This is a genomic window from Streptomyces sp. R28 (assembly GCF_041052385.1).
GTDB lineage: Bacteria > Actinomycetota > Actinomycetes > Streptomycetales > Streptomycetaceae > Streptomyces.
The window spans coordinates 1,524,287-1,548,238 of the sequence record NZ_CP163439.1 but is presented as its reverse complement, the minus strand read 5'-3'; the positions used below and the strand labels follow the sequence as shown (position 1 = coordinate 1,548,238).

General features: G+C 71.7%; 24 protein-coding genes, 1 pseudogene and 1 riboswitch. Of the genes and pseudogenes, 7 read left to right on the top strand and 18 right to left on the bottom strand.

Annotated features, from left to right (window positions below; genetic code table 11):
- Positions 1-24: 24 nt before the first annotated feature.
- The 6 genes and pseudogenes from AB5J49_RS06625 to AB5J49_RS06600 all read right to left on the bottom strand — a co-directional run bounded on the left by AB5J49_RS06625 (position 25) and on the right by AB5J49_RS06600 (position 7,388).
- Positions 25-1,038, bottom strand: coding sequence for a hemolysin family protein (locus AB5J49_RS06625; protein WP_369167499.1), 1,014 nt, complete (start codon positions 1,036-1,038; stop codon positions 25-27).
- Positions 1,035-2,378 (bottom strand): hemolysin family protein, encoded by a 1,344-nt coding sequence (locus AB5J49_RS06620; protein WP_369167498.1) that lies wholly within the window; start codon positions 2,376-2,378, stop codon positions 1,035-1,037. The genes AB5J49_RS06625 and AB5J49_RS06620 overlap by 4 nt, the downstream gene beginning before the upstream one ends.
- Positions 2,379-2,576: 198 nt before the next feature.
- Positions 2,577-3,001: pseudogene (locus tag AB5J49_RS06615) on the bottom strand (GNAT family N-acetyltransferase).
- A 56-nt stretch (positions 3,002-3,057) separates the two neighbouring features.
- Positions 3,058-3,963: an LLM class F420-dependent oxidoreductase gene (locus AB5J49_RS06610; RefSeq protein WP_369167497.1), complete on the bottom strand. Its 906-nt coding sequence runs from the start codon at positions 3,961-3,963 to the stop codon at positions 3,058-3,060.
- Positions 3,964-4,009: 46 nt separating this feature from the next.
- Positions 4,010-6,583, bottom strand: coding sequence for an ABC transporter permease (locus AB5J49_RS06605; protein ID WP_369167496.1), 2,574 nt, complete (start codon positions 6,581-6,583; stop codon positions 4,010-4,012).
- 4 nt (positions 6,584-6,587) lie between these two features.
- Positions 6,588-7,388 (bottom strand): ABC transporter ATP-binding protein, encoded by an 801-nt coding sequence (locus tag AB5J49_RS06600; protein WP_369167495.1) that lies wholly within the window; start codon positions 7,386-7,388, stop codon positions 6,588-6,590.
- A 190-nt stretch (positions 7,389-7,578) separates the two neighbouring features.
- Here AB5J49_RS06600 and AB5J49_RS06595 point away from each other — a divergent pair, with 190 nt between their 5' ends.
- Together AB5J49_RS06595 and AB5J49_RS06590 are read left to right on the top strand one after the other, a co-directional pair.
- Complete coding sequence (locus AB5J49_RS06595) at positions 7,579-7,806, top strand: antitoxin (protein ID WP_369167494.1); 228 nt, start codon at positions 7,579-7,581, stop codon at positions 7,804-7,806.
- 4 nt (positions 7,807-7,810) lie between these two features.
- On the top strand, positions 7,811-8,185 hold the full coding sequence (locus AB5J49_RS06590; RefSeq protein ID WP_369167493.1) for a fic family toxin-antitoxin system, toxin component: 375 nt from the start codon (positions 7,811-7,813) through the stop codon (positions 8,183-8,185).
- Here the strand turns inward: AB5J49_RS06590 and AB5J49_RS06585 are convergent, their stop codons facing one another.
- Together AB5J49_RS06585 and AB5J49_RS06580 are read right to left on the bottom strand one after the other, a co-directional pair.
- A complete protein-coding gene (locus AB5J49_RS06585; RefSeq protein ID WP_369167492.1) occupies positions 8,186-8,878 on the bottom strand; it encodes a class I SAM-dependent methyltransferase in 693 nt (230 codons plus the stop codon). It lies immediately after the preceding gene.
- 102 nt (positions 8,879-8,980) lie between these two features.
- Positions 8,981-9,667 carry an esterase/lipase family protein gene (locus AB5J49_RS06580; protein ID WP_369167491.1) on the bottom strand — a complete coding sequence of 229 codons (687 nt, stop codon included), beginning with the start codon at positions 9,665-9,667 and terminating at the stop codon, positions 8,981-8,983.
- Positions 9,668-9,785: 118 nt separating this feature from the next.
- Here AB5J49_RS06580 and AB5J49_RS06575 point away from each other — a divergent pair, with 118 nt between their 5' ends.
- Positions 9,786-12,161 (top strand): LuxR C-terminal-related transcriptional regulator, encoded by a 2,376-nt coding sequence (locus AB5J49_RS06575; protein ID WP_369175064.1) that lies wholly within the window; start codon positions 9,786-9,788, stop codon positions 12,159-12,161.
- Between the two features lie 226 nt (positions 12,162-12,387).
- Here AB5J49_RS06575 and bioD read toward each other — a convergent pair whose 3' ends face one another.
- The 3 genes from bioD to bioB are packed head-to-tail and all read right to left on the bottom strand — an operon-like array spanning position 12,388 to position 15,596.
- The gene (gene bioD / locus AB5J49_RS06570) at positions 12,388-13,104 is read right to left on the bottom strand and encodes a dethiobiotin synthase (RefSeq protein ID WP_369167490.1); all 717 of its coding nucleotides are present in this window, start codon (positions 13,102-13,104) and stop codon (positions 12,388-12,390) included.
- Position 13,105: 1 nt separating this feature from the next.
- The gene (locus AB5J49_RS06565) at positions 13,106-14,386 is read right to left on the bottom strand and encodes an adenosylmethionine--8-amino-7-oxononanoate transaminase (RefSeq protein WP_369167489.1); all 1,281 of its coding nucleotides are present in this window, start codon (positions 14,384-14,386) and stop codon (positions 13,106-13,108) included.
- A complete protein-coding gene (bioB, locus tag AB5J49_RS06560; protein WP_369167488.1) occupies positions 14,379-15,596 on the bottom strand; it encodes a biotin synthase BioB in 1,218 nt (405 codons plus the stop codon). The genes AB5J49_RS06565 and bioB overlap by 8 nt, the downstream gene beginning before the upstream one ends.
- Positions 15,597-15,742: 146 nt before the next feature.
- Here bioB and AB5J49_RS06555 point away from each other — a divergent pair, with 146 nt between their 5' ends.
- Positions 15,743-16,870, top strand: a complete 1,128-nt coding sequence (locus AB5J49_RS06555; protein WP_369167487.1) for an 8-amino-7-oxononanoate synthase — start codon at positions 15,743-15,745, stop codon at positions 16,868-16,870.
- 71 nt (positions 16,871-16,941) lie between these two features.
- Here AB5J49_RS06555 and AB5J49_RS06550 read toward each other — a convergent pair whose 3' ends face one another.
- Together AB5J49_RS06550 and AB5J49_RS06545 are read right to left on the bottom strand one after the other, a co-directional pair.
- Positions 16,942-17,169, bottom strand: coding sequence for a DUF397 domain-containing protein (locus AB5J49_RS06550; protein ID WP_062704375.1), 228 nt, complete (start codon positions 17,167-17,169; stop codon positions 16,942-16,944).
- 9 nt (positions 17,170-17,178) lie between these two features.
- The gene (locus tag AB5J49_RS06545; protein ID WP_369167486.1) at positions 17,179-18,057 is read right to left on the bottom strand and encodes a helix-turn-helix domain-containing protein; all 879 of its coding nucleotides are present in this window, start codon (positions 18,055-18,057) and stop codon (positions 17,179-17,181) included.
- 213 nt (positions 18,058-18,270) lie between these two features.
- Between AB5J49_RS06545 and AB5J49_RS06540 the strand changes: the two genes are divergently transcribed.
- Positions 18,271-18,729: an ATP-binding protein gene (locus tag AB5J49_RS06540; protein ID WP_274237294.1), complete on the top strand. Its 459-nt coding sequence runs from the start codon at positions 18,271-18,273 to the stop codon at positions 18,727-18,729.
- Positions 18,730-18,732: 3 nt separating this feature from the next.
- Here AB5J49_RS06540 and AB5J49_RS06535 read toward each other — a convergent pair whose 3' ends face one another.
- Positions 18,733-19,656 carry a LysR family transcriptional regulator gene (locus tag AB5J49_RS06535; RefSeq protein ID WP_369167485.1) on the bottom strand — a complete coding sequence of 308 codons (924 nt, stop codon included), beginning with the start codon at positions 19,654-19,656 and terminating at the stop codon, positions 18,733-18,735.
- Positions 19,657-19,772: 116 nt separating this feature from the next.
- Here AB5J49_RS06535 and AB5J49_RS06530 point away from each other — a divergent pair, with 116 nt between their 5' ends.
- The gene (locus AB5J49_RS06530; RefSeq protein ID WP_369167484.1) at positions 19,773-20,387 is read left to right on the top strand and encodes a LysE family translocator; all 615 of its coding nucleotides are present in this window, start codon (positions 19,773-19,775) and stop codon (positions 20,385-20,387) included.
- 87 nt (positions 20,388-20,474) lie between these two features.
- Here the strand turns inward: AB5J49_RS06530 and AB5J49_RS06525 are convergent, their stop codons facing one another.
- From AB5J49_RS06525 to AB5J49_RS06515, 3 genes are all read right to left on the bottom strand, one after another.
- Positions 20,475-20,948: a C40 family peptidase gene (locus AB5J49_RS06525; protein ID WP_369167483.1), complete on the bottom strand. Its 474-nt coding sequence runs from the start codon at positions 20,946-20,948 to the stop codon at positions 20,475-20,477.
- Between the two features lie 3 nt (positions 20,949-20,951).
- A riboswitch (cyclic di-AMP (ydaO/yuaA leader) is annotated at positions 20,952-21,162 on the bottom strand.
- A gap of 339 nt (positions 21,163-21,501) precedes the next feature.
- The gene (locus AB5J49_RS06520) at positions 21,502-21,810 is read right to left on the bottom strand and encodes a hypothetical protein (RefSeq protein ID WP_369167482.1); all 309 of its coding nucleotides are present in this window, start codon (positions 21,808-21,810) and stop codon (positions 21,502-21,504) included.
- Between the two features lie 7 nt (positions 21,811-21,817).
- Positions 21,818-22,453, bottom strand: coding sequence for an ATP-dependent Clp protease proteolytic subunit (locus tag AB5J49_RS06515; RefSeq protein WP_369167481.1), 636 nt, complete (start codon positions 22,451-22,453; stop codon positions 21,818-21,820).
- A 68-nt stretch (positions 22,454-22,521) separates the two neighbouring features.
- Between AB5J49_RS06515 and AB5J49_RS06510 the strand changes: the two genes are divergently transcribed.
- Positions 22,522-22,809, top strand: coding sequence for a type II toxin-antitoxin system Phd/YefM family antitoxin (locus AB5J49_RS06510; RefSeq protein ID WP_274237288.1), 288 nt, complete (start codon positions 22,522-22,524; stop codon positions 22,807-22,809).
- A 122-nt stretch (positions 22,810-22,931) separates the two neighbouring features.
- On the opposite strand, the gene AB5J49_RS06505 is transcribed toward AB5J49_RS06510, so the two are convergent.
- Positions 22,932-23,915 (bottom strand): ABC transporter permease, encoded by a 984-nt coding sequence (locus AB5J49_RS06505; RefSeq protein ID WP_369167480.1) that lies wholly within the window; start codon positions 23,913-23,915, stop codon positions 22,932-22,934.
- Between the last annotated feature and the right edge of the window lie 37 nt (positions 23,916-23,952).

The window sequence follows — 23,952 nt, the reverse complement described above, 5'->3', positions numbered from 1 at the left end:
CGGTCGGTCGGCCCCACCCGGCTGTCAGGCCCGCTGTCCGAACAGCTCCCGCAGCACGTCCTCCATGGTCACGAGCCCCGCCAGCCGGCCGTCGCCGCCGAGCGCGGCCGCCAGATGCGTACGGCTGCCCCGCATCGCCGTGAGCACGTCGTCCAGCGGCGTGCCCTCCCGCACGCGCGCGATGGGCCGCATGTCCCGCACCTGGAACGGCACGTCCCGCGGGGAGGCGTCCAGGGCGTCCTTCACATGCAGATAGCCCACGATGCGGCGGCCCTCGTCGACGACCGGGAACCGGGAGAAGCCCGACTCGGCCGACAGGCGCTCCAGCTCCTCCGGTGTGACGCCCACGCGCGCGTAGACGACGCGTTCCAGCGGAAGCACCACGTCCCGCACCGGACGGCGGCCCAGCTCCAGGGCGTCGTGCAGCCGCTCCCGCGCGCGGTCGTCGATGAGGCCGGCCTCGCCGGAGTCGCGCACCAGGCGGGCCAGTTCCGCGTCCGAGAAGGTCGCGGTGACCTCGTCCTTCGTCTCGACGCGCAGCAGCTTCAGCAGCGTGTTGGCGAAGGCGTTGATCGTGAAGATCACCGGCCGCAGCGCCCGGGACAGCGCCACCAGCGGCGGGCCGAGCAGCAGGGCGCTGCGCACCGGCTCGGCCAGCGCGATGTTCTTCGGCACCATCTCGCCGAGCAGCATGTGCAGATACGTGGCCAGCGCCAGCGCGATCACGAAGGACACCACGTGCCCGGCGCTCTCCGGCACGCCCACCGCGTGGAACACCGGCTCCAGCAGGTGCTCGATGGCGGGTTCGGCGACCACACCGAGCACCAGCGTGCACAGCGTGATGCCGAGCTGTGCGGCCGCCATCAGCGCGGACACGTGCTGCAGGCCCCACAGCACGCTCTTGGCGCGCCGGTCGCCCTGGTCGGCGTACGGCTCGATCTGTGAGCGCCGCACCGAGATCAGCGCGAACTCGGCGCCCACGAAGAAGGCGTTGACGACCAGCGTCGCGAAACCGATGAGCAGCTGTACGGCGGTCATCGCCCGCCCTCCTTCTCGTGGTCCGTCGCCTCGTCGTCGAGCGGCGCGTGCAGCAGCACCCGTGCGGCCCTGCGGCCCGTGGCGTCCACCACGTCGAGCTGCCAGCCGGCGGCCTCGACACGGTCACCGACCTCGGGAATGCGTCCGAGCTCGGTCGCGACGAGACCGGCCAGGGTCTCGTACGGTCCCTCGGGCGCCGTCAGCCCGACGCGCGCGAGCTGGTCCACCCGCGCCGAGCCGTCGGCCGAGTACAGCGCCCGGCCCTCGTCGTCGCTGCCCGCGGGGGCGAGGTCGGGCGTCTCGTGCGGGTCGTGCTCGTCGCGTACCTCGCCGACGACCTCCTCGACGATGTCCTCCAGCGTGGCCACGCCCGCGGTGCCGCCGTACTCGTCGATGACCACGGCCATGGTGCGCTTGCCGGACAGCCGGTCGAGGAGCCGGTCGACGGTGAGTGTCTCGGGGACGAGGAGCGGCTCACGCATCAGCTCGGCGACACAGACGCGGGGCCGGCTCTCGGCGGGCACCGTCAAAATGTCCTTGATGTGCGCGGTGCCCACGACCGCGTCGAGGCTGCCGCGGTAGACGGGGAACCGGGACAGCCCGGTCGCCCGCGTGGCGTTCGCCACGTCCTCGCAGGTCGCCTGGGCGTCCAGCGCGATGACCTGGACGCGGGGGGTCATGACGTTCTCCGCGGTCAGATCGGCCAGGTTCAGGGTCCGTACGAAGAGCTCGGCGGTGTCCGCCTCCAGGGCGCCCTCCCGGGCGGAGTGCCGGGCGAGGGCGGCCAGTTCCTGGGGTCCGCGCGCGGCGGCCAGCTCCTCGATGGGTTCCACGCCGAAGCGGCGCACTATGCGGTTCGCCGTGTTGTTGAGGTGGGTGATGAAGGGGCGGAAGATCGCGCTGAACCAGCGCTGCGCGTTGCCGACCCGCTTGGCCACGGCCAGTGGCGAGGAGATCGCCCAGTTCTTGGGCACCAGCTCGCCGACCACCATCAGCACGACGGTGGACAGGGCCGTACCGATCACCAGCGCGACCGAGCTCGCCGTCGAGCGGGAGATGCCGATCGACTCCAGCGGGCCCGCGAGCAGCGTGGCGATCGACGGCTCGGCGAGCATGCCGACGACCAGGTTGGTGACCGTGATGCCGAGCTGGGCGCCGGAGAGCTGGAACGTCAGATTCCGTACGGCCTTCAGGGCACCGGAAGCGCCCCGCTCGCCGCGCTCCACGGCCCGCTCCAGCTCGCTGCGCTCGACCGTGGTCAGCGAGAACTCGGCCGCGACGAAGGCACCGCAGGCGAGCGACAGCAGGATCGCCACCAGCAGGAGGATCACTTCGGTCATCGGGTCACCTCCGTCCCATGGTCGGGCAGGGAGAGGAGGAACGCGCGATGTCGGGGACTGGGAGGCTCGCCCATGGGCGGACGCTCACACCTTTCGTTGGAGGACCGAAGTGGTCCCCCAATAGTAAAGGATGGGCAAAGCGCTCCGGTCGGTGATCAGCCGGTGATCAGCCGTGGTCAACCGGTGATCACCCGGCGATCAGTCCGCGAGGTGCTTCACCCACCGCCGCCACTGTTCCTCGGGCGTGTACCCGCCCGCGCGCCAGGCATGGTGCGCGGCCTCGTTGCGCTCCAGGACCATCGCGTCGCCGCGGCGCCCGCCGAGCCGTACGAACCTCTCCTCCGCGGCGGCCAGCAGCGCGGAGCCGATGCCCCGGCGGCGACGCTCCGGGTGCACCGCCAGCCGGTACAGATGGCAGCGCCAGCCGTCGAAGCCCGCGATCACCGTGCCGACCAGCTCGCCGTCCAGCTCCGCCAGGATCAGCGCCTCGGCATCGCGGGCGACCAGCCGCTCCACTCCGTCCCGGTCGTCGCTGATGCTCGTGCCCTCGGCGGCCGTCTTCCAGAAGGCCAGCACGGTGTCGAGATCGTCGGCGTCGCGGCCCGTATCCGCAGATCAGTCATGCCGTGATCCCAGCACGGGCGACGAAGCGGGGCGCGGAATTCCAGTATCCGGACGGCTACTTGGCGCGCAGCCGCTCCATCACCGGCGCGAACGCCTCCATGTGCGGCTCCAGGACGGTCAGATACGAGAACCCGTACCGCTCCCGCTGGGCCAGCACCTGTTCGACGATTTGCTCCAAGGCCCCGACCAGGAGGATCGGCAGCTCCAGGACCTGCTCCAGGGTCAGTTCCGGAACCCGGTCGACGAGGGGCTGGACCACGCCCGCGCGGTCCTCCGTGACGGCGACCATCTGCAGCAGCAGGTTCAGCTCCGCCGGTTCCTCCCGGCCCGCCGCGAACTTCCCGTAACGGGTCACCCGCTCGTCGAGCTGCTCGGCCGTGACGGGGACGACCCGGCCGGTCGTGCTCTCCGGGTCCGGGTACGCGCCGCCGAACGCCGCGATGTCGGCGTGCTCGGCGGTCAGCCGCAGCACGCGGTCGCCGTTTCCGCCGATCAGCAGCGGTACGCGCGGCTTCTGTGCCGGCTGCGGCTGGTACTCCTCGGAGCCGAGCAGCCGCTCCAGCTCCTCGACCGTGCGCCGCAGATGGTCCACGCGCTCGCCCGGACTGCCGAAGGGCAGACCAGCCGTGTCGTGCTCCGCCTGTACGTAGCCCGCGCCGAGCCCGAGTTCGAGCCGCCCGCCCGTCAGGGCGTCGGTCGTCGCCACCTCGCGGGCGAGCAGGGCCGGGTTCCAGAAGCCCGCGTTGAGCACGAGCGTGCCCAGCCGCGGCCGCTCCGTCGCCTCGGCCGCCGCGACCAGGGCCGGGAACGGCGCGGGCATGCCCAGATGGTCGGGGACCAGGATCACGTCGTAGCCGAGTTCCTCGGCCCGGCGGCACTTGGCCCGCCACTCGTCGGCCGGGGCGGGTGTCATCAGGTTGACGCCGAAGCGGAACGGACGCGGGCTCACCGGTCGCGGCATGAACTCTCCTCACCCTCAAGGGATTTGGGTACTGGCCGCGATTCCATCACTCGTGCGCGATGGCCGCCAGTACATTCATGCGCGATGCACGCAACGCGGGCAGCAGCGCCGCCACGATGCCCACGACCGCCGAGCCGATCACCACCGCCACGATCGTGCCCCAGGGGATCGCCAGCGCCGTCATGCCCTGCAACGCCAGCACCTGCTGGGTGCACACGCCCCACACCAGCCCCAGCGCGAGGCCCAGGACCGCGCCGAACACGGCGATCACCACGGACTCCAGCCGGATCATCCGGCGCAACTGCCGCCGGGCCAGCCCGATGGCCCTGAGCAGCCCGATCTCCCGGGTGCGCTCGACGACCGACAGGGCGAGGGTGTTCACCACGCCGAGCACCGCGATGACGATCGCGAGGCCGAGCAGGGCGTACACGAGGTAGAGCAGCACGGCGATCTGGTCGTGCACCAGCTGCTTGTAGTCGGCGATGTCCCGGACCTGAACCTGGGGATAGGGATCGAGTGTCTCCTCCAGGACGGCCCGCAGGTCGTCCGCGCTCGTGCCGGACGCGGCGTTGACGTACACGGCCGCGTCCTGCCCGCCCGGCGCGTACTTCTCCAGCGTGCCCAGGCCGAAGTAGATCCCGCCCTGCGCGCCGAACCCCTCGGCGGACTCCTGGTCGGTCAACGCGCCCACCGTCAGCTCGGCCAGTCGGCCTCCCCGGAACTCGACGGGGAGGGTGCTGCCCACGCGTACGCCGTGGTCCTCGGCGAAGTCCTTGTCCATGGCGAGGCGCCCGTCCGCGAGCGCGGCGGCGCTGTCGCCCTGCGCGTAGGTGATGTTCGCGACCTGGTCGAGCTCGGGTTCGTATCCCGCGGCGGTCGTCTTCACGCGGTCGCCGTCCGGGAGGCGTACGGCGATGGTGGTGAACTGCGAGCGTACGACGAGCCCCGCGCCCTCGGTGTCGCGGATCCTGTCGGTGATCTCCCGTGGGAACGGCACGAAGTTGCTGTTCTGCACCACGAAGTCGGCGCCCAGCGTCTTGTCGATCTGCTGGTCGAACGACTCGGTCATCGAGGCGCTCGCCACCGACATCCCGCCGACCAGCGCGAGGCCCACCATCAGGGCGGCCGCCGTGGCCCCGGTACGGCGCGGATTGCGCAGGGCGTTGCGCTGGCTCATCCGGCCGATGGAGCCGAACAGCGCGGGGAAGGCCCCGCCCAGGACCCGGATCACGGGCCGGACGAGCAGCGGTCCCGCGATCACGGTTGCGACGAGGGTCAGCAGGACACCGAGCCCCAGCAGGGACGCCGCCGACGACGTCCGGGACGACACGGCACAGCCCACCAGCGCCGCCGCACCGGCCGCCCCGACCACCGAGCCCAGCACCGCGCGCAGCCGCAGCGGCCGCCCGATCTCGGCGATCTCGGCGTCCGCGAGGGCCGCCATCGGCGAGACGCCCGATGCCCGCCGGGCCGGGAGGTAGGCGGCGACGAAGGTGACGCCCAGGCCGACGCCGTACGCGGTCACCGGCGTTCCCCATCCGATGACCATCTCGGTCGTCCTGATGTTCATGCCCATCAGACCCATCAGTTCGATGAGTCCGACGGCCAGCCCGACGCCGGCCGCGAGGCCCGCCGTCGAGCCGACGAGTCCGAGCAGCAGCGCCTCGGTGAGGACCGAGCGCCGCACCTGACGCCGGTCCGCGCCGAGCGCCCGCAGCAGGCCCAGCTCGCGGGTGCGCTGGGCGATCAGCATCGAGAACGTGTTGACGATCAGGAACACGCCCACCAGAACGGCGATCCCGGCGAAGCCGAGCATGACGTACTTGATGATGTCGAGGAACCCGCCCAGCTGTTCGACGTCCGACTCGGCCTGCTCGTCGGCCGTGCGCAGCTCGTAGGCGCCGGTGTCGGTGCCGAGCGCGTCGGCCACGCGCCGCTTGAGCTCCGTGTCGCTGACGCCCTCGGCCGCGTCGACCGAGATGCCGGTGGCCGCCTTCGAGTCGCCCAGCAGCTTCGTCTGTGCGGTCGCGGGGTCGAAGAAGACCAGTGCGGCACCGGGGTTGGTGGTGGTGAAGGTGGCGATGCCGACGACCTCGACCGGGAGGGAGCCCTCCTGCCCGATGACCGTGAGGCGGTCGCCGATCCGTACGTCCTTGCTGTCGGCGGTGTCCGCGTCGATCAGCACCTGCGAGTCGCCCTCGGGGGCGTGGCCGGAGGTGAGCTCCACGGGGCTGCGCTCGGTCGGGTTCCAGGCCGTGCCGATCGTGGGCGCGCCAGTGGTCGGGCCCACCGACTCTCGGTTCTCGTCGGCGACGGTGAGGCCCTCCACGTCCACTTCCGCGCGGGCCGCGGCGACGCCCTGGACGCGGGCGAGGCGGTCGGCGAGCGAGGCCGGCAGGGTCAGAGTCTGCCCGGAGGGTACGGTCTCGTCGAGGGTCTCCCTCGGGGTGACGGTGACGTCGGCGGCGGTCGAGGCGAAGAGCCGGTCGAAGGTGCGGCTGACGGTGTCCGAGAAGATCAGGCTGCCCGCGACGAACGCCACGGACAGGATCACCGCCAGGGCGGAGAGCAGCAGCCGCCCCTTGTGGGCGAGGAAGCTGCGGAGGGTGGCCTTGAGCACGGGGTCAGCGCTCCTCGGCGGGGGGCTGGGGGTTCCCGCCGGCAAAGAGGCGCATGCGTTCCAGTACGGCCTCCGCCGTCGGCCGCTCCATCTCGTCCACGATCCGGCCGTCCCCCAGGAAGAGCACCAGGTCGGAGTGGGCGGCGGCGCCCGGGTCGTGGGTGACCATGACGACGGTCTGCCCCAGCTGGTCCACGGCCTCCCGCAGGAAGCCGAGCACCTCGAGCCCGGCCCGCGAGTCGAGATTGCCGGTCGGCTCGTCCGCGAAGATCAGCTCGGGCCGGGAGGCCAGCGCGCGGGCACAGGCGACGCGCTGCTGCTGGCCGCCGGAGAGCTGCGAGGGCCGGTGACCCAGGCGGTCCCGCAGTCCCAGCGTGTCGATGACCTGGTCCAGCCACTTCTTGTCGGGCTTCTTGCCCGCGATGTCCATGGGCAGGGTGATGTTCTCGGCCGCGTTCAGGGTCGGGATGAGGTTGAACGACTGGAACATGAACCCGATCCGGTCCCGCCGCAGCCGGGCCAGCTCGCGGTCCTTCAGCCCGGTGATCTCGGTGTCGCCCAGCCATACCTGTCCCGCCGATGCGTCGTCGAGGCCCGCCAGGCAGTGCATCAGCGTGGACTTCCCGGAACCCGACGGGCCCATGACCGCAGTGAAGCGGCCGCGCGCGATGTCCACGTCCACCGCGTCGAGGGCGAGCACCGTCGTCTCGCCCGAGCCGTACGCCTTGGTCAGGCCGCGGGCGCGGGCCGCGATCCCGTCGGCCGACGCGGGGCTCGGGGCGTGCTCCGCAGCTGCTGTGGACAAGGCCGCCTCCTCGCGGACGTCACGGACTCTCGCCCCGCCGAGCCTAATGTGATCCACCGCACACCGGGTATCCCCCCAAGGTCCCGGTCCGTCTCCGCCCCAGGTCGGGCCCCTGATTTCGATGTAAGGGGCATCCTCCATCCCCGGGGACCCCTTGCCGGTGCTAGCACCGGCGCGCTAGCTTCGAAGTATGGCGAAGACCCAGTTGAACGTGAGAGTCGACGAGGGCACGGCCCGCGCCGCCCGCGAACGCGCCCTGGCCCAGGGTATGAGCGTCAACCGCTACATCGAGGAACTGGTCAGAAAGGACACCGGGGAGGTCGGTCATACGTTCGTGGACGCCGCCGCCGACTTCATGAAGCAGTACGAGTCCGTCTTCGCCGAGGAGTTCGGCGCGGAGCGCGAAGGTCGTCGCTGATCCGTTGAGCAATCTGAACATCGACCTTGCCTGGCTGCTGATGCTCGCCGAGAAGAGGACACCGGGGGACCCTCAGGTCACCGACTGGGGTGCTCTCGTCGCCGCCGTCGCCCGCCATCAGGCGGAGATCTTCGACGTCCCCGTCTACGACAGCCCGCAGACCCGCGCCGCAGCCCTGCTCCAACTACTCATCCACGTACCGGCCTTGGAGCGCTCCAACGCGCTGTTCGCCTCCGCGGTGGCCTACGCCTACCTGGTCGCCAGCGGCCTCAAGGTCGTCACCTCACCCGAGCAGGTGCGCGATCTGGCACGCCTGGTCAAGAGCGGTGAGGCCTCCGTCGAGGACATCGCGCGCGAACTGGGCCAGTGGAGTCTGTGATCAGCCCGGCTGCTCCTCCGCCGGCCGCCACGCCGTGCCCAGCACGCAGTACGAACTGGGGAGAACCGGCCCCTTCTCCGGCATCATCACCCGCCGGTGGGGGCCGAGTTCGAACCCGGCCTCGCGCAGCGCCGCCACCGGGTCGCGCGAGACATGGCAGCCGCCGCTCACCAGTGGCCACACCGTCCGGTCCAGCGCGCGCTGCGTGAGGAGCATCGCGCGCCCGCCGCCCCGGCCGTGCTCGAAGAACCGCACCACGCCGCCGGGCCGCAGCACCCGCCGTACCTCGCCGAGCGCCCGCGGCACGTCCCGCACGCTGCACAGCACCAGCGAGAGCACCACCGCGTCGAAGGCCTCGCTCTTGACCGGCAGCGCCTCCGCCGCGCCCGGCACCACGTCCACCGGAACCCCGGCGCGCAGCGCGGACTCCACCGCCAACTTCCGCAGCAGGCGCTCCGGTTCGATGGCGACGACCTCCGAGACCGCACTCGGATAGTGGGCGAAGTTCAGACCGTTGCCGGCGCCGATCTCGATCACCCGGCCGGACAGCCCGGTCAGCAGCCGGTCGCGGATGTCGCCCATGCCCATCCGCGTCTCGGCGTTGACACTGATCCGGGCGTAGCAGCGGGCGAACAGCGGGTGGTGCACGGCATCCCGTGACACCTTGCCGGAGCCGGCGGACCGTAGGGCCATGGGGGACCTCCCTGGCGGGACGGGACTCACTCCCCGATTCTCCCCCGTACCGGACCGGCGCACCCCCGCTGTCGCCGTGGGTGTCGTGCAGACGGGCTCGTCTCAGCCGATGAAGTCCCTGACCTGCTCGTACACGCCGTGGTCGTTGTTCATGTCGGTGTGCGAGACGCACCCGACCTCGACGTTCGTCGCGCCGCTGAGGATCGCGGTGGTGTCAGGGGTGAGCGCGTCGTCGCAGTTCGACCAGTAGCTGGCGTACGACACGCTGCCCGGGGTCTCGTCGCCGGAGTTCAGGGCGCTCAGGAACGAGCTGCCGGTGTTCATCTCGGAGCAGGAGGCGTACAGCCACGCACACCACGAGGCGGTGGAGGTGCCGTGGTTCACCCCGGCCGTCGAGACGAAGTCGTCCACGTACGACGTCCCGCCGAGGTTCTTGAGGTAGTAGCGGGAGTTGAGAGCGCCCATGGAGTGGACGACGAGGTCCACCTTCGAGGCGCCGGTCCGGGCGAGCACGTTCTTGATCTCGGTCGAGAGTTGCTGGGCCGTGGTGGCGTTCGACTTGGTCCAGTCGTACGACCAGGCGTCCAGCTCGGCGGAGGTGTAGCCGTCGGCCTTGAAGTAGCCGACCCAGTCGTCCCAGCTGCTTGCCGAGCTGCTCAGGCCGTGCACGAAGACGACGGGGTCGTGGGTGGCGGCGTGCGCGGGTGTGGGGGAGAGGGACAGTGACAGAAGGAGCGAAGAGGTCAAGGCCGTGAGGGCCGTGGCGATGCGACGCTTGTGGCGCTGCATGGTGCCTCCTGAAACGTGTGGGGTTGTCAGGAGTGTCGAGCCGGGTCTACGCGCGCCGCATCGGCGAAATCGCCGGTCTTTACGGTTCAATTAACTCGCCAGTAACGTCATTTGTGTGGTGACTCCGGTGAACCCCCCGCCTCTTGACCGCACTTCGCCACCGCGGCTCACAGGCCAGTGGCGCCAGCCGTCCGCCGCCCTGCCCGAGGGCGTCCGCGTACGGGTGCTGCGTGCTGTGCACGGCGATGTGTGCGCCGCCGCCGAACTGGTTGCGCGCCTGACCGACCGCCAGGCGGCGGGCGTCGACCCGCTCCCGACGGAACCGGCGGAGCTGGCCCCGACCTTGCTGCGCGAACGCCGGGCGGAGACGAGGGCGTTGCCGGACGACACACGCCTCCTGCTGCTCCTCGCCGCGGCCGACCAGTACCCGGTCCCCACCGACGCCTTCCTGCGCGCCGTCATGGCCGCCCGCCTCGACACCCGGCCCCTGGACGCCGCCGAGGCGGCCGGCGTCGCGCACGCCGGAGCGGGCGGAGTGGTCTTCCGCGACGCGTGGACGCGGATCGCGGCCTACGAGACCGGCTCCCCGGCCGACCGCCGTGACGTCCACCGCCTGCTGGCCCGGGTGCTGAGCGGCGAGGGGGAGACGCCGTGGCGTTCCTGGCACCGGGGCGCGGGGGCGCTCGGCCCCAGCGGGCGGCTGGCGGCGGAACTCGGCGCCGCCGCGGACAGGGCGGGTGGCGCGGGCCGGTTGTCCTTGGCACGTGCGCTGGCGGAACGGGCGGCGGAGCTGTGCCCCGACCCGTCCGGGCAGGCCCGCCTGGTCGCCCGGGCTGCCGCCTACGCCTGGCAGTCGGGCGACGGGGACCGGGCGCGCAGGCTGGCGGCCACCGCCGGCGCCTTTGACGACGCTCTGACCGGGGTGCTCGCCCTGCGGGCGGGGAACGCGTCGGAGGCGTTCGACGCGTTGCTGACGGCGGCGACCCCCCGGCCCTCGGCGCGCACCGCTCCCGGGCCCGCGACGACGCCCGTCGGCAAGGTTCCCGAACCGTCGGCCGACCTCGCCGCCCCAGCCTCGGTGCGGTCGTATGCCGCCACCCTCACGCCGGTCTCCGCCCCCGCCGCGTCAGCCACAGCCGTCGCCCCCACCCGCACATCCACCCCCACCCCCACGCCCGACCAGGCGGCCCACCTCCTCGCCCGAGCCACCGAAGCCGCCGTCTACACCGGAGACATACGACGCCTGCGAGAGGCCGCCCGCGTCGCCGATCGGCTCGGCGTCGTGCCGCCGGGCACGCTGAGCGGGCTCGTGGCCGCCTTCGACGGGCGGTACGAGGATGCGCGCGACCTGCTGAAGGGAGCGGCCGGGCGGTGCGAGCCGGGGGGTGACCCCACCGTCCTCATCCACGCCGGGATCGCCGAGCTGCTCCTCGGCGACCACACCCGCGCGGCCACGGCGACCGTCCGCGCGGCCGCCTCCGCCCGGGCCAGGGGCACACCGGTGAGCGTGCCGCAGGCGATGGAGTTCCGGGTGTACGCCGACTTCTGGACCGGGCGTCCCAGAGCCGGCGAGGCCGCTGCGACAGACGCCCTGTGGCAGGCCCACGCCGCAGGTCAGGACAACGGCGCCTGTCATCTGCAGGCCGCCCTAGCCATGTTCGCCGCGCTCACCGGAGACGCGGACGTCTGCCGGGAACGTGCCGCGACCGCACGGTCGTACGCCCTCGCCCGTGGCCTGGGCCTGCCCGCCGCCCTCGCCCAGTGGGCCCTCGCCTTCCTCGACCTGAGCAGCGGCAACTTCGCCGCCGCGGCCGCCCGACTGCGCGCCCTGGCCGGATTCGGCCCCGGACACGGCCACCGGGCCGTCCGTCACCTGGCCACCCCGCACTACGTCGAGGCCGCCGTCCGCACCGGCGACACCCGGGTCGCCCGCGTCGCGCACGCCGACTACCACCGCTGGGCGAGCACCGTGCGCAGCCCCGACGACCTGGCCCTCAGCGCCCGCTGCCGCGCCCTGCTCGCACCCGGGGAGGAGGCGGTGGACCACTACCGCACAGCCCTCGACCTGCACTCCCACGGCACCCGCGACTTCGAACGCGCCCGCACAGAGCTGCTGTTCGGCAGCGCCCTGCGCCGGCTCCGCCACCGTACGGAGGCACGCGACCGCCTGCACAGCGCCCTGGAGGCGTTCGACTCCTTCGGCGCTCCGCACTGCGCGGACCAGGCCCGCACCGAGCTGCGCGCCCTCGGCGCCCCCGCCTCGACGGCCGCCCAGGCGACGGGACACCCCAGGGCCCGCCTCACGGCCCAGCAACTCCTGGTGGCCCGGATGGCTGCCGAGGGGGCGACCAACCGCGAGATCGCCGCCCGCCTCGCCCTCAGCCCCCGCACGATCGACCACCACCTGCGAGGCGTCTTCACCCGCCTGGGAATCCGCTCCCGCATCGAACTGGTGCGGCTCATCGCCGAGAGCGACGAAGGCGCGGCCGGCTAGAGGTCGGAGAAGGCGCGGGCGAACCCGGCGAGATTGTGCGGGCAGGCCCAGCTCTCCGCTCCGGACCACCGGCCGCCACGCTCGCCTCGAGACTCCTCGCGCAATCCATCACCGTGCTCGGCGCATCGCCGAGGTGGTAACCCTGCCGAATCTCATCCCACTCGGCGATCCGGTCGTCCCACTCCGCGGCCATGTCAGGGCTCGTGGCAGGCAGCCGTGTCACGGCTCAGGGCGCCGCCCGCCCCCGAAAACCCTCCGCGTCCCAGGTTCCGAACAACCGAGGTGCCAGCCAACCCGGCGCCGCGACACGGAAGTCGGCGGGCGCGAGCGACCCCGCACCGGCCGGTACCGCACCCAGCAGCGGCGCCGCCGCCACGTCCGGCAGATCCGCCACATTGCAACGCGACGCCAGATCAGGTGCCTCGGGCCAGCTGCCGATCACCACGCCCAGCAGGTCCAGCCGCCGACCGCGCAGTTCACGCGCCGTCAGCTCCGTCGTGTTCAGCGTGCCCAGGCCTGCCGACGCCACCACCAGGACCGGCGCCGCCATCAGCTCGGCCGCGTCCGCGAGCGTGCCGCCCGCCTCGTCGAAGCGGACGAGCAGACCGCCCGCCCCTTCCACCAGCACCAGGTCGTGCTCGGCGGCCAGTTTGGCGGCGGCCTCGGCGATCTCGTGCGGCCGGACCGGAGGAAGGCCGACCCGGCGCGCGGCCGTCGCCGGGGCCAACGGCTCGGGATAGCGCGCGACTTCCGCGATCGTCACCGTGCCCGCGAGCCGCGCGACCTCCGCCGCGTCGCCACGTTCGTCCGCCGTCACGCCCGTCTGCGCGGCCTTGAGCACCGCCACCGACCGGCCCGCGGCCACCGCCGCCGCGGCGACCGCGGCCGTCGTGACCGTCTTGCCGACCTCCGTGCCCGTGCCCGTGATCACCAGTACCGGCATGTCAGCCCTCCCGCGCTGCCGCGCACACCGCGCGGGCGATCCGTGCGATGTCCGCGTCACCTGTGACGTACGGCGGCATCGTGTAGACGAGGTCGCGGAACGGCCGCAACCACACGCCCTCGCGCACGGCCGCCGCGGTGGCCGCCTGCATGTCCACGTCGTGGTCCAGCTGGACGACCCCGATGGCTCCGAGGACCCGTACGTCCTTCACGCCCGGAATGTCCGCTGCCGGGGCCAGCCCCTCCCGCAACCCCGCCTCGATCCGCTTGACCTCGGCCGACCAGTCCTGGCCGAGCAGCAGCTCGATCGAGGCGCAGGCGACCGCGGCCGCCAGCGGATTGCCCATGAAGGTCGGCCCGTGAGCCAGCACCGGCACATCGCCCCGCGAGATGCCGTCGGCCACCCGCGAGGTGCACAGGGTGGCGGCCATCGTCAGGTAGCCGCCGGTCAGCGCCTTGCCCACACACATCACGTCCGGCGTCACGGCCGCGTGCTCCGCCGCGAACAGCGCGCCCGTGCGCCCGAAGCCGGTCGCGATCTCGTCGAACACCAGCAGCACGTCGTGCGCGTCGCACGCCTCCCGCAGCACCCTCAGATAGGCGGGGGAGTGGAACCGCATCCCGCCCGCGCCCTGCACGACCGGCTCGACGATCACGGCCGCCAGTTCGTCGGCGTGCCGCTCGATCAGCGAACGCAGCTGGTCGGCGTACGACTCCTCGTACTCCGCCGGCGGCGGGTCCGCGAACACCTGGCGCTGGAGTACGCCGGTCCACAGCTCGTGCATCCCGCCCTCGGGGTCGCACACCGACATCGGCTGCCAGGTGTCGCCGTGGTAGCCGCCGCGCCAGGTCAGCAGCCGCTGCTTGCCGGGGCGGCCCAGCGAACGCCAGTACTGCAGGCACATCTTGACCGCGACCTCGACCGACACCGACCCGGAGTCGGCGAGGAACACATGCTCCAGGCCGTCGGGTGACATGTCGACAAGGAGCTTCGCCAGCCGTACGGCGGGCTCGTGCGTGAGCCCGCCGAACATCACGTGGCTCATCCGGCCGAGCTGCTCGCGCGCGGCCTCGTTGAGCACCGGGTGGTTGTAGCCGTGGATCGCCGACCACCAGGACGACATGCCGTCGACCAACTCGCCCGAGCCGTCCGCCGGACGCAGCCGCACCCCGCTCGCCGACTCCACGACGAGTGGGTCGACACGGCCCGGCATCGGTCCGTACGGATGCCAGACGTGCCGCCGGTCGAGCTCCAGCAGCTCCGGCACGGACAGGTCAGGCATTGGGCGCGAGGTCCGTTCCGGTGCCTCGACGGCGTACGGCGACCAGGTCCGTACGAGGCTCGTTGGCCGGCACGGCGGCCGGCGTACCGCACACACCGCCACCGTCGTGCGACCCGCACCCGGCGCTCTCGTGCGACCCGCAGCCCGCGTCCCCATGCGCACCGCAGCCGGCGTCCGCGTGTGCACCGCAGCCGCCCCCGGCCGTCGCCCGGTGCTCCGGCAGTGTCACCTGGTCGGCGCCCTCCACCTCGAACCCGGCGTCCGCGATCATCTCCAGGTCGGCCTTGCCGGCCTGGCCCTCGGTGGTCAGGTAGTCGCCGAGGAAGATCGAGTTGGCCAGGTGCAGGGCGAGGGGCTGCATCGTGCGCAGATGGACCTCGCGGCCGCCCGCGATGCGGACCTCGACGTCCGGGCAGACGAAGCGGACCATCGCCAGGATCCGCAGACAGCGCTGCGGGGTGAGGTTCCACTCCTTGGCCAGCGGGGTGCCCTCGACCGGGATCAGGAAGTTGACCGGCACCGAGTCAGGGTCCAGCTCGCGCAGCGAGTAGACGACGTCGACCAGGTCCTCGTCGCTCTCGCCCATGCCGGCGATCAGGCCGGAGCAGGCGGACAGACCGGCCGCGTGCGCCTTGTTCACGGTGTCGACACGGTCGGCGTAGGTGTGCGTGCTCGTGATCTCACCGTAGGTGGCCTCGGATGTGTTGAGGTTGTGGTTGTACGCGTCGGCGCCGGCCTCGCGCAGCCGCTCCGCCTGGCCGTCGGAGAGCAGGCCGAGACAGGCGCACACCTCGACGCCCTCGTTCTGGTCCTTGATCGCCTTGATCGTGTCGGAGACCCGGTCCACGTCACGGTCGGTCGGGCCGCGCCCGGACGCCACCAGACAGACCCGCTTGGCGCCACCCGCCAAACCGGCGGCCGCGGCCTGCGACGCCTCGTCCGGCTTGAGCCAGGTGTATTTCAGGATGCCGGCGGTGGAGCCGAGCCGCTGGGAACAGTAGGAGCAGTCCTCCGGGCACAGGCCCGACTTGAGGTTGACGAGATAGTTGAGTTTCACCCGTCGGCCGAACCACTGCCGGCGTACCTTGCCGGCCGCGGCCACCACATCGAGCAGGTCGTCGTCGGAAGTGGCGAGGACGGCCAAGGCTTCCTCGCGGGTCGGCAGCTCGCGCCGAAGCCCCTTGTCCACCAGCGTGTTCAGCAGGTCCATGGGAGCTGATCCTTACGTACGGAGGGCCTCCGAGCCAAGGAGAGTTCGCACAACGCTGTCACTTCGATGTGTGGGTATTGCCACACCGTGGGTGGTCGGCCGTGCGACTAGTGTCTGTGCACTGCCTACAAAAGCCCGGAGGAGTCATGGCGTTCGGCTGGATCGACGAGCAGGCGGAGCTGCGCCGCCGCGCCGGACTCGTACGGACCCTGCGCCCCCGCCCCGCCGACTCGCCGCTCCTCGACCTCGCGAGCAACGACTACCTGGGCCTGGCCCATCATCCCGAGGTCACCGAGGGCGCGGCGCGGGCCGCGCGGACGTGGGGTGGCGGCGCGACCGGTTCCCGGCTCGTCACGGGCACGACGGAGCTGCACGCCGAGCTGGAGCGCGAGCTGGCCGACTTCTGCGGTTTCGAGGCGGCACTCGTCTTCTCCTCCGGCTACGCGGCCAACCTCGCCGCGGTCACGGCGCTGGCGCCGCACGGCTCGCTGATCGTCTCGGACGCGGGCAACCACGCCTCGCTGATCGACGGCTGCCGGCTCGCGCGCGGCACCACACAGGTCGTCGCGCACTGCGAACCGGACGCCGTGCGCAAGGCGCTCCAGACGCACGACGGGCCGGCCGTCGTGGTGTCCGACACCGTCTTCTCGGTCGACGGCGACGCCGCCCCGCTGGTCGGGCTCGCCGAGGCGAGCCGGGAACACGGTGCCGGGCTGGTCGTCGACGACGCCCACGGGCTCGGCGTGCTCGGCGACGGCGGCCGCGGCGCCCCACAGGCGGCGGGGCTCGCGGGCGCCGACGACGTCGTCGTGACGGTCACGCTGTCCAAGTCGCTCGGCAGCCAGGGCGGAGCCGTCCTCGGCCCCGCCCGGGTGATCGACCACCTGGTCAACGCGGCCCGGACGTTCATCTTCGACACGGGCCTCGCCCCCGCTGCGGCGGGCGCGGCCCTGGCGGCACTGAGACTGCTGCGCCGCGAGCCGGAGCGTGCGGCGCGGGCGCGCACGGTGGCGAACGAACTGCACACCCGGCTGACGGCCACGGGACTGCAAGCCGTACGACCGGACGCCGCGGTCGTCTCCGTGCGCGCGCCGTCCCCCGAAGAGGCCGTGGCCTGGGCGGCCGACTGCCGTACGGCCGGCCTCGCCGTGGGCTGCTTCCGTCCTCCTTCCGTTCCCGACGGCATCTCACGGCTGAGGCTGACCGCCCGCGCGGACCTCTCCGAGGGGCAGATCGAACGCGCTGTACGGGTCATCGGCGAGACACGACCATGAGTCGGCGTGACACGGCCCTGCCGCCGTACCTGGCGTAACTGATCAGAGTTGGTCAGAACTGATCGGATCGGTCAGGACTGGAGCGCGGCAGTGAAACCCGCCCAGCTCTCGGGGGAGAAGAGCAGCGCGGGTCCGGCCGGGTCCTTGGAGTCGCGCACGGCGAGCAGTCCGATCCAGGGACCGGAGTGCGGCCGTGCGGTCTCGACGCAGTTGTTCGCTCCGGTGCTGTAGCTGCTGCGCAGCCATCGCGCACCGAGCAGATCGGTACTTGAAGTCACGTTCCGAGGCAGTGCGGTCATGGTGCCTCCTTACGCGCCGCCAGCCAGCGCGGCGATGTAATCCAACGATTCCTCGGGCGAAAGGGCGTGGATCCGAAGGGCGTTGAAGGCCTCCGTATAGGCCTGGAGGTCTTCTTTCCGTTCGAGGTAGAGGCTACTCGTCAAGTGGTCGAGAACAACCACATCCAGATCAGAAGTGCGCGAAAATGAGAAGATAACGAAAGGCCCGGTGATGCCGACATGCTCCCCGGCCGCGAACGGCAGGACCTGCAGCCTGACTTGGGGCAGTCGCGCCGCCTCCACCAGCCGCCTCAGCTGCCGCGCCATCACCTCGGGCCCGCCGATCTCCCGGCGCAACACCGCCTCGTCGAGCACCGCACTCAGCTGCATCGGCGGATCGCCGTGCAGCACGTCCTGCCTGGCCAGACGGACCGCGACCAGCGCGTCGAGCCGTTCGTCGGCGTCGGCGGCCTCGTCGGTGAGCCCGCCCACGGCGGCCCGCGTCACCGCCCGGGCGTACTCGGGCGTCTGGAGCAACCCGGGCACCACGGAGGTCTCCAGCGTGCGCATCGCGCTCGCCTGGGACTCCAGGCTGATGAAGTCCCGGTACGTCGGCGGCAGTACTCCGCGGTACGCGTGCCACCAGTGATGCTGCCCGCCACCCTCGTCGGATCCCGCCAACACCAGGAGCAACTCGCGCAGTTGGGAATCCTGTACGCCGTACGCGTCCAGCAGTAACCGCACATCGGCCGGTTTCACCCCGCTGGCGCCGGTCTCGATCCGGCTCACCTTGGACTGGTGCCAGCCCACCAGCCGGGCCGCCTCACCACTGGTGAGCCCGGCACCGGTGCGCAACGCACGCAGTTCCGCGCCCAGTTTCCGGCGGCGCACCGCGGGACCGTGCTGCATGGGCAACTCCTTACTCCAACCGAGCCGCCCAAATACGGTCTGCCGTCGCAGAGTTCACCGCTTCGAGCGACAGATATATGCATATCTTGGTGGATCGGCACCCTGACGGCCCTGGTAATGGCAGTCTGGCGACGAAGCACCAGTCCGGGACCGTACTCGAACCATCCGCTCCGTGTCGGACTGCGGTCCCGTTGGGAAAGGGACGACGTCGCCATGGCAGATCACCTGGAAGCATCCGTCACTCTGCCGAGCGATCCAGCCTCGGTCTCCGCGGCTCGGGCCTACGTGGTCACCACCCTCGCGGAGTGGGGACTGCCACCGGACACGGAGGCGGCCGACACCATCCGGCTGATCGTCTCCGAACTCACCACCAACGCCGTACAGCACACCCTCGGCCAGTCACCCACCTTCACGGTGGATCTCGAGCTCGACCGTGACGAACACCTGCGCATCGGGGTCACCGACAGCCACCCGCGCTTCCCCAAGCGGCTGCCGGCCGCCGTCCAACAGGACAACGGCCGTGGCCTGGTCATCATTCGTTGGCTGACCGCGGAGTGCGGCGGCAAGCTGAGAGTGCGGCCCACCCGGGAGGGCGGCAAGACCGTCTCCATCGAACTGCCGTGGACCGCGGCCGCGGAGCCGGTGCCGGCCGCGGGACAGCAGGAACCATGACCCTCAGGGCTGCTGCGGCTGCCCTGCTCGTCCGAACGTGCCGCGGAGCAGCGCCCGGAAGGCGTCCGCCGCAGGAGCCGCCTCGTCGCTGCGGAAAGCGACCGAGATCGTACGGCGCAGCTCGCCGCCCTCCAGCGCCCGCACCCCGACCGGAGTGACCGACGTGCGCGCCACCATCTCCGGTACGACCGCCACCCCGAGCCCCGCACTGGCCAGTGCGCACACCAGGAGGTACCCCGGCGTCGGGACCCGTACCGAGGGCGTGGCACCGGCCCCGGCCAGCACCGCCTCGACTGCCCGCCGGGCCGGCGCGTCCGGCGCCATGCTGATCAGCGGCTGCCCCGCGAGCTCGGCCAGCGGCAGCCGTGCGGCGCCGCTTGTGAGGACGTGGCCCGGAGCGGACACCAGGACCAGTTCCTCGACCAGGATCGGCTCGACGCCGACCGAGGACGGCAGCGGGACCGGATCGCCGGGCGCGTAGGCGTGGGTAAGCGCCAGATCGATCTCCCCGGCCGCGACGGCGGCGACACCGGCCGACGGTTCGTAGTCGGCGACCGTCAATCCCACATCCGGATGCGCTCGGCGGAAGGCGCTGAGGGCCGGGGGCAGCAGATGGATGCCCGCCGTCTGGAAGGTGCCGAGCCGGAGGGTTCCGCCCGTCAGGCCGGTCAGCCGGGCCAGTTCATGCCGTGCCCGGTCGAGTTCGTCGAGCACCCGCCGCGCCCGGGCCACCAGCAGCTCGCCCGCACCCGTCAGCCGCGCCCCGCGATGGTGCCGTACCAGAAGGGCCGTGCCCGCCTCGCGCTCCAGCTTGGCCAGCTGCTGGGAGAGCGCGGGCGTGGTGTACCCGAGCCGCTCTGCCGCCCGGGTGATCGAACCCGCCTCGGCGACCGCCACCAAAGCGGCGAGGCGGGTCGGGTCGTACATGGCGGGCCCCTTCGAGCGCGGCGCGGCAACCGGGCAGGCAGCCTAAAGCATTGCTTAAGGAGAACCCAGGATATTCGAAATACCTGCTGAAGGCTCCGGCACGGCAGGCTGGCCGCATGGACGCTCAGCTCATCGCCTTCACCGGGGTCTCCGCCGGCCTGGTCGCCATGCCCGGGGCCGACTTCACCGTCGTCGTACGCAACGCCCTCGTCTCCCGCCGGGCCGGGGTCGTCTGCGCGCTCGGGATCGGGGCCGGACTGCTGGTCCATGTGACGCTGGCGGTGGTGGGGGTCGCCGCGGTCCTGGCCGCCGTACCGGCGCTGTTCCGCGCGCTCCAAGTGGTGGGCGGCGTCTATGTGCTCTATCTGGGTGTCCAGACGCTGCGGCAGCGGCGCACCGAAGGGGAGAACGCGCAGGAGGTTTCCACCGCGCGACCGCTGCGGCAGGGTTTCGTCACCAACGCCCTCAACCCGAAGGCGTCCCTCACGTTCCTCAGCGTGCTGCCGCAGTTCGTGCCCGCGGGGGCTCCGGCACTGCCACGGACACTGCTGCTCGCGCTGATCGTGGTCGCGATCGCGCTCGTCTGGTTCCAGGTGGTCGCCCTGCTGGTGGACCGGCTCGGCAGGTGGCTGCGCCGGCCGCGCACCGCACGGGCGGTCACGACCGTCACCGGCGCCGCGCTGACGGCCTTCGGCGTGGCACTCCTCGCCGGGCCGCTGCGGGCCGTCTGACGGCCTCTGCCGACGACCGGCCTTCAGCCCCCGGGGCCCCGGGGGCGTTGACGGCGCGTCAGGCGGCCGTCAGCGCCCCCGGGGAGGTCACTTGACCCGGCCGTACCAAACGCTCCTGGTCCAGATCTTCTGCAGCCTCACGACGTCCCCGCTCTTGGGGGAGTGCCAGATCTTTCCCTTCCCGGCGTAGATGCCGACGTGGTAGACGTTCGACCCCGAGTGGAAGAACACCAGGTCTCCGGCCTTGCGGCTCTGGGCGGAGATGTGGCGGGTCTTGTTGTACTGCTGGGCCGCCGTACGGGGCAGCTTCTTGCCCGCTTTTTTGTACGAATACAGCGTGAGCCCGGAGCAGTCGAACCGGTGCGGGCCCGTGGCGCCCCACCTGTACGGCGAGCCCTTCTTGGAGGCCGCGACCTGAAGTGCCTTCGTTGCCGGTGTGGCTGCCTCTGCCTCGGGGGTGAGGCCGGGCGCCACGATCGAGCCGCCCACTGCGGCGATGGTCAGAGCCGAGGCCGTGCCGGCCCGGACCATGAGCGACGGGACACGATTGAGCGCAGTCATGCGCAACCCTTCGTCAGCCGCCTGTGAAGGATGACCTGTCGGATTCGGGCTGGCGAAGTTGCCCGGTCGCGTTGCCGCGACTTCACCCCAAGGGTTGCTCGGATCGAACGAACGTCCGCTCCGGCGACCCGTCTTGCTCGGGTCCTCCACTCCTGCCGATCCACTCCTGTCGACCGGTCATCCGGGCGGCGGCAGGACTCGGCGTCCGCCCGGACCGCCCCGCCGCTGTGGCGGGGGCTTGTCGTCAGACAGGGATCTTGACGCACGGATGAACGAAAAACCCAACGGAACCGGGGATTTGTGGCGTTACTCACCACTCACCCGTTCGGGTGGACACCCCCGTGTTCGACCGGGTGTCCAGGTACCCGACGAGGCCCGGACCAGCGATGGAGCGTCTCACTCCGCCTTGGGGCCGAGCCTGTTGCGCAACTTGAGGGGTTCGCAAAAAGAGAGGTTGCTACGCCGAAAGGGGGTACGCCTTTTGGTCCGTTTCGGCTCCCATTCGGACGCCTCGGCAGTGAGCCGAGGCTCCGGAGCCGTTCCGTACGAGTCGTCAAATGTCGGAGCGCGACGGCATCGTGACGCGAGCCGTGCGGCGTTCACCGTCCAGCACGCGCAGCGCACGCGCCAGCGTGGGGGAGTGCAGCTCGGTCTCGCCCCGTTGGTGCATCAGCGCCAGCGCGTCCCGCAGCTCGGTCGCCTTGCTGACGAGCGCCTGGGCGGCGCGCAGTCCGCGGTAGGTGTCGTCGTGCCGGGTCGGGTTGATCCGGCCGAGCAGGTCCACCACATCGAGATAACGGTCTATCAACTCCCCCTCCGCGCGCGTCAGCGCGGGCAGGGGCGGCAACTCGGGTGGAAGCACCGGCCGATCACCGCCCCGTCGGCGGGGTGAGGGTGGCCTTGCGGCTGGGGATGATCCGGTCCACCAGCCCGTACTCCAGCGCCTCCTGGGCGCTGAGAATCTTGTCCCGCTCGATGTCCTGGCTCACCTGCTCGCGGCTGCGCCCGGTGTGCCGGGCGAGCAACTCCTCCAGGCGGGTCCGAACGCGCGTCAGTTCGTCGGCCTGGATGGCCAGATCGCTCGCCTGTCCCTGGATCGGCTCGGGCAGCCCCGGCTGATGGATCACCATACGGGCCCCGGGCAGCGCGAATCGCTTCCCCGGAGTGCCCGCGGCCAGCAGTACCGCGCCGGATGCCCCGGCCTGGCCCAGGCAGATCGTCTCCACGTCACAGGTGACGAACTGCATCGTGTCGTAGATCGCCGTCATGGCGCTGAACGAGCCGCCGGGCGAGTTGATGTACAGCGAGATGTCCTGTCCGGGCTCCTTGTGCTCCAGGTACATGAACTGGGCCATCACGTCGTTCGCCGAGATGTCGTCGATCTGCGTGCCGAGAAAGACGATCCGTTCCTCCAGCAGCTTCGAGTACGGGTCCTGCGTCCTGGTGCCGAAACTCGTGCGCTCGGTGAACTCGGGCAGTACGTGGCGGGCGGTCGGTCGGGTCATGGGTCACGCTCCCTTGCCAGGGTGTCTGTCAAAAATGTACAGGACGTACATGACGTAATGTAGGGAGCATGGCCTACGAGATTCCGGTGACGCAAGCCAGGGCTGAGCTCGCCGAACTGATCAATCGCGTGGTGTACGGCGGTGAGCGCGTCGTCGTCACGCGCCACGGAAAGCCCCTTGTCGCCCTCGTCTCCGCCTCTGACCTCGAACGACTGGAGAAGCTCGGGGAACCCGCGGAACTCGCCGAGGAGCAGGTCGTCAGCGCTGTCTCCAGCGTCCGCGAGGTGGCGTCCGCTCCCCGCGAACGGCAGCGGTTCGGAATCGCGGCCGAGCATCGGGGGGCGAGCCCCTCGTAGGGCCGGTCTCGTAGAGCCGCCTTCGGAGTTCCGGAAACGACAGGACCGTGCACCCCCGTCCGCTACGGCGGGGGTGCACGGTCGGTTCGGTGTGGCCGGGCGGCCGGCCGGTGACCGGGGGGTCAGCCGGTGGTGGCCAGTTCCCTCTCGGGCGCGGGCTCGCCGGTCTTCGTGCGTGTCTTGAGCGCGTTGCCGAGCAGTACGGCTCCCAGGCCCAGCGCCGCCCACCAGGTCAGCGTCAGGGCCGGGCCCGTCGCCGCCGCGCCGTCGAAGTACGACACGGAGCGCAGCAGGGTGGCGCCCGCGCCCGGCGGCAGCCACTGGCCGATCGCGCCCGCCGGCTCGGGCAGCAGCTGCGGCGCCGACGAGGCGCCGGAGAAGGGGTTGCCGAACAGCATCACCACGGCCGCCATGATTCCGCTCCCGGCGGGGCCGATGAAGGCGGCAAGGCCCGCCACGCCACCGCTCACGGCCAGTGTCGCCAGGCCCAGTGCCCCTGCCTCGGCCCACCAGTCGCCGGTGAGGACCCCCAGCCAGCCGTGTGCGATCGCGGCCGCGGCCAGGCCGACCAGGGCGGCGGCGCCGATCAGGGCGGTGACGGCGCGCAGGCCGCCCAGCCCGAGCAGGGTCACCAGTACGCCCGCCGCGATACCGGCGAGCGCCAGCGGCAGCACGCTCGAGGTCAGGGCCGCGCCGCGCGGGTCCTTCTCGGGGGCGGGCACGACGTCGACCGTCCTGACCCGGGTGCCGGCGGCCGCCGCCTGCTGCGTCACCGCCCGCTGGAGGGTCTGGGCGACGACCGGGCTCGCCGCCGACGCGGTCAGCAGTTCGGGGCCCTGGGCGGTGACGACGATCGCGCCGTATACGGTCCGGTCCTCGATGGCGTCCCGGGCGGTGGCCTCGTCGGCGTAGCGGTGGATCTCGAACGCGCCCTCGTGGCGGCTCAGCTGCTTCTCCACCTGGGTCGTGGCGGCGGCCGGTCCGGCCACGCCGAGCGGCAGGTCGCGGGGCGCGGTGCGGGTGGCCGGCCAGGCGAAGGCCCACAGGGCGAGGGCGGCGAGCACGGGGACGAGGACGATGACCGCGATCAGGCGCCGGGTGGACATGGGAACCCCCTGAGGGTGTGGGTGCGGCTAAAAAGAA

Coding starts and splice junctions, on each gene's coding strand:
- AB5J49_RS06510 (WP_274237288.1), top strand. CDS start 22,522: ATGGCCTACGAGATTCCGGTGACGCAAGCCAGGGCTGAGCTCGCCGAA.
- AB5J49_RS06555 (WP_369167487.1), top strand. CDS start 15,743: ATGGCGTTCGGCTGGATCGACGAGCAGGCGGAGCTGCGCCGCCGCGCC.
- AB5J49_RS06585 (WP_369167492.1), bottom strand. CDS start 8,878: ATGGCCCTACGGTCCGCCGGCTCCGGCAAGGTGTCACGGGATGCCGTG.
- AB5J49_RS06515 (WP_369167481.1), bottom strand. CDS start 22,453: ATGACCCGACCGACCGCCCGCCACGTACTGCCCGAGTTCACCGAGCGC.
- AB5J49_RS06525 (WP_369167483.1), bottom strand. CDS start 20,948: ATGACTGCGCTCAATCGTGTCCCGTCGCTCATGGTCCGGGCCGGCACG.
- bioD (WP_369167490.1), bottom strand. CDS start 13,104: ATGCCGGTACTGGTGATCACGGGCACGGGCACGGAGGTCGGCAAGACG.
- AB5J49_RS06565 (WP_369167489.1), bottom strand. CDS start 14,386: ATGCCTGACCTGTCCGTGCCGGAGCTGCTGGAGCTCGACCGGCGGCAC.
- AB5J49_RS06610 (WP_369167497.1), bottom strand. CDS start 3,963: ATGCCGCGACCGGTGAGCCCGCGTCCGTTCCGCTTCGGCGTCAACCTG.
- AB5J49_RS06550 (WP_062704375.1), bottom strand. CDS start 17,169: ATGACCGCACTGCCTCGGAACGTGACTTCAAGTACCGATCTGCTCGGT.
- AB5J49_RS06625 (WP_369167499.1), bottom strand. CDS start 1,038: ATGACCGCCGTACAGCTGCTCATCGGTTTCGCGACGCTGGTCGTCAAC.
- AB5J49_RS06595 (WP_369167494.1), top strand. CDS start 7,579: ATGGCGAAGACCCAGTTGAACGTGAGAGTCGACGAGGGCACGGCCCGC.
- bioB (WP_369167488.1), bottom strand. CDS start 15,596: ATGGACCTGCTGAACACGCTGGTGGACAAGGGGCTTCGGCGCGAGCTG.
- AB5J49_RS06620 (WP_369167498.1), bottom strand. CDS start 2,378: ATGACCGAAGTGATCCTCCTGCTGGTGGCGATCCTGCTGTCGCTCGCC.
- AB5J49_RS06530 (WP_369167484.1), top strand. CDS start 19,773: ATGGACGCTCAGCTCATCGCCTTCACCGGGGTCTCCGCCGGCCTGGTC.
- AB5J49_RS06580 (WP_369167491.1), bottom strand. CDS start 9,667: ATGCAGCGCCACAAGCGTCGCATCGCCACGGCCCTCACGGCCTTGACC.
- AB5J49_RS06505 (WP_369167480.1), bottom strand. CDS start 23,915: ATGTCCACCCGGCGCCTGATCGCGGTCATCGTCCTCGTCCCCGTGCTC.
- AB5J49_RS06535 (WP_369167485.1), bottom strand. CDS start 19,656: ATGTACGACCCGACCCGCCTCGCCGCTTTGGTGGCGGTCGCCGAGGCG.
- AB5J49_RS06540 (WP_274237294.1), top strand. CDS start 18,271: ATGGCAGATCACCTGGAAGCATCCGTCACTCTGCCGAGCGATCCAGCC.
- AB5J49_RS06545 (WP_369167486.1), bottom strand. CDS start 18,057: ATGCAGCACGGTCCCGCGGTGCGCCGCCGGAAACTGGGCGCGGAACTG.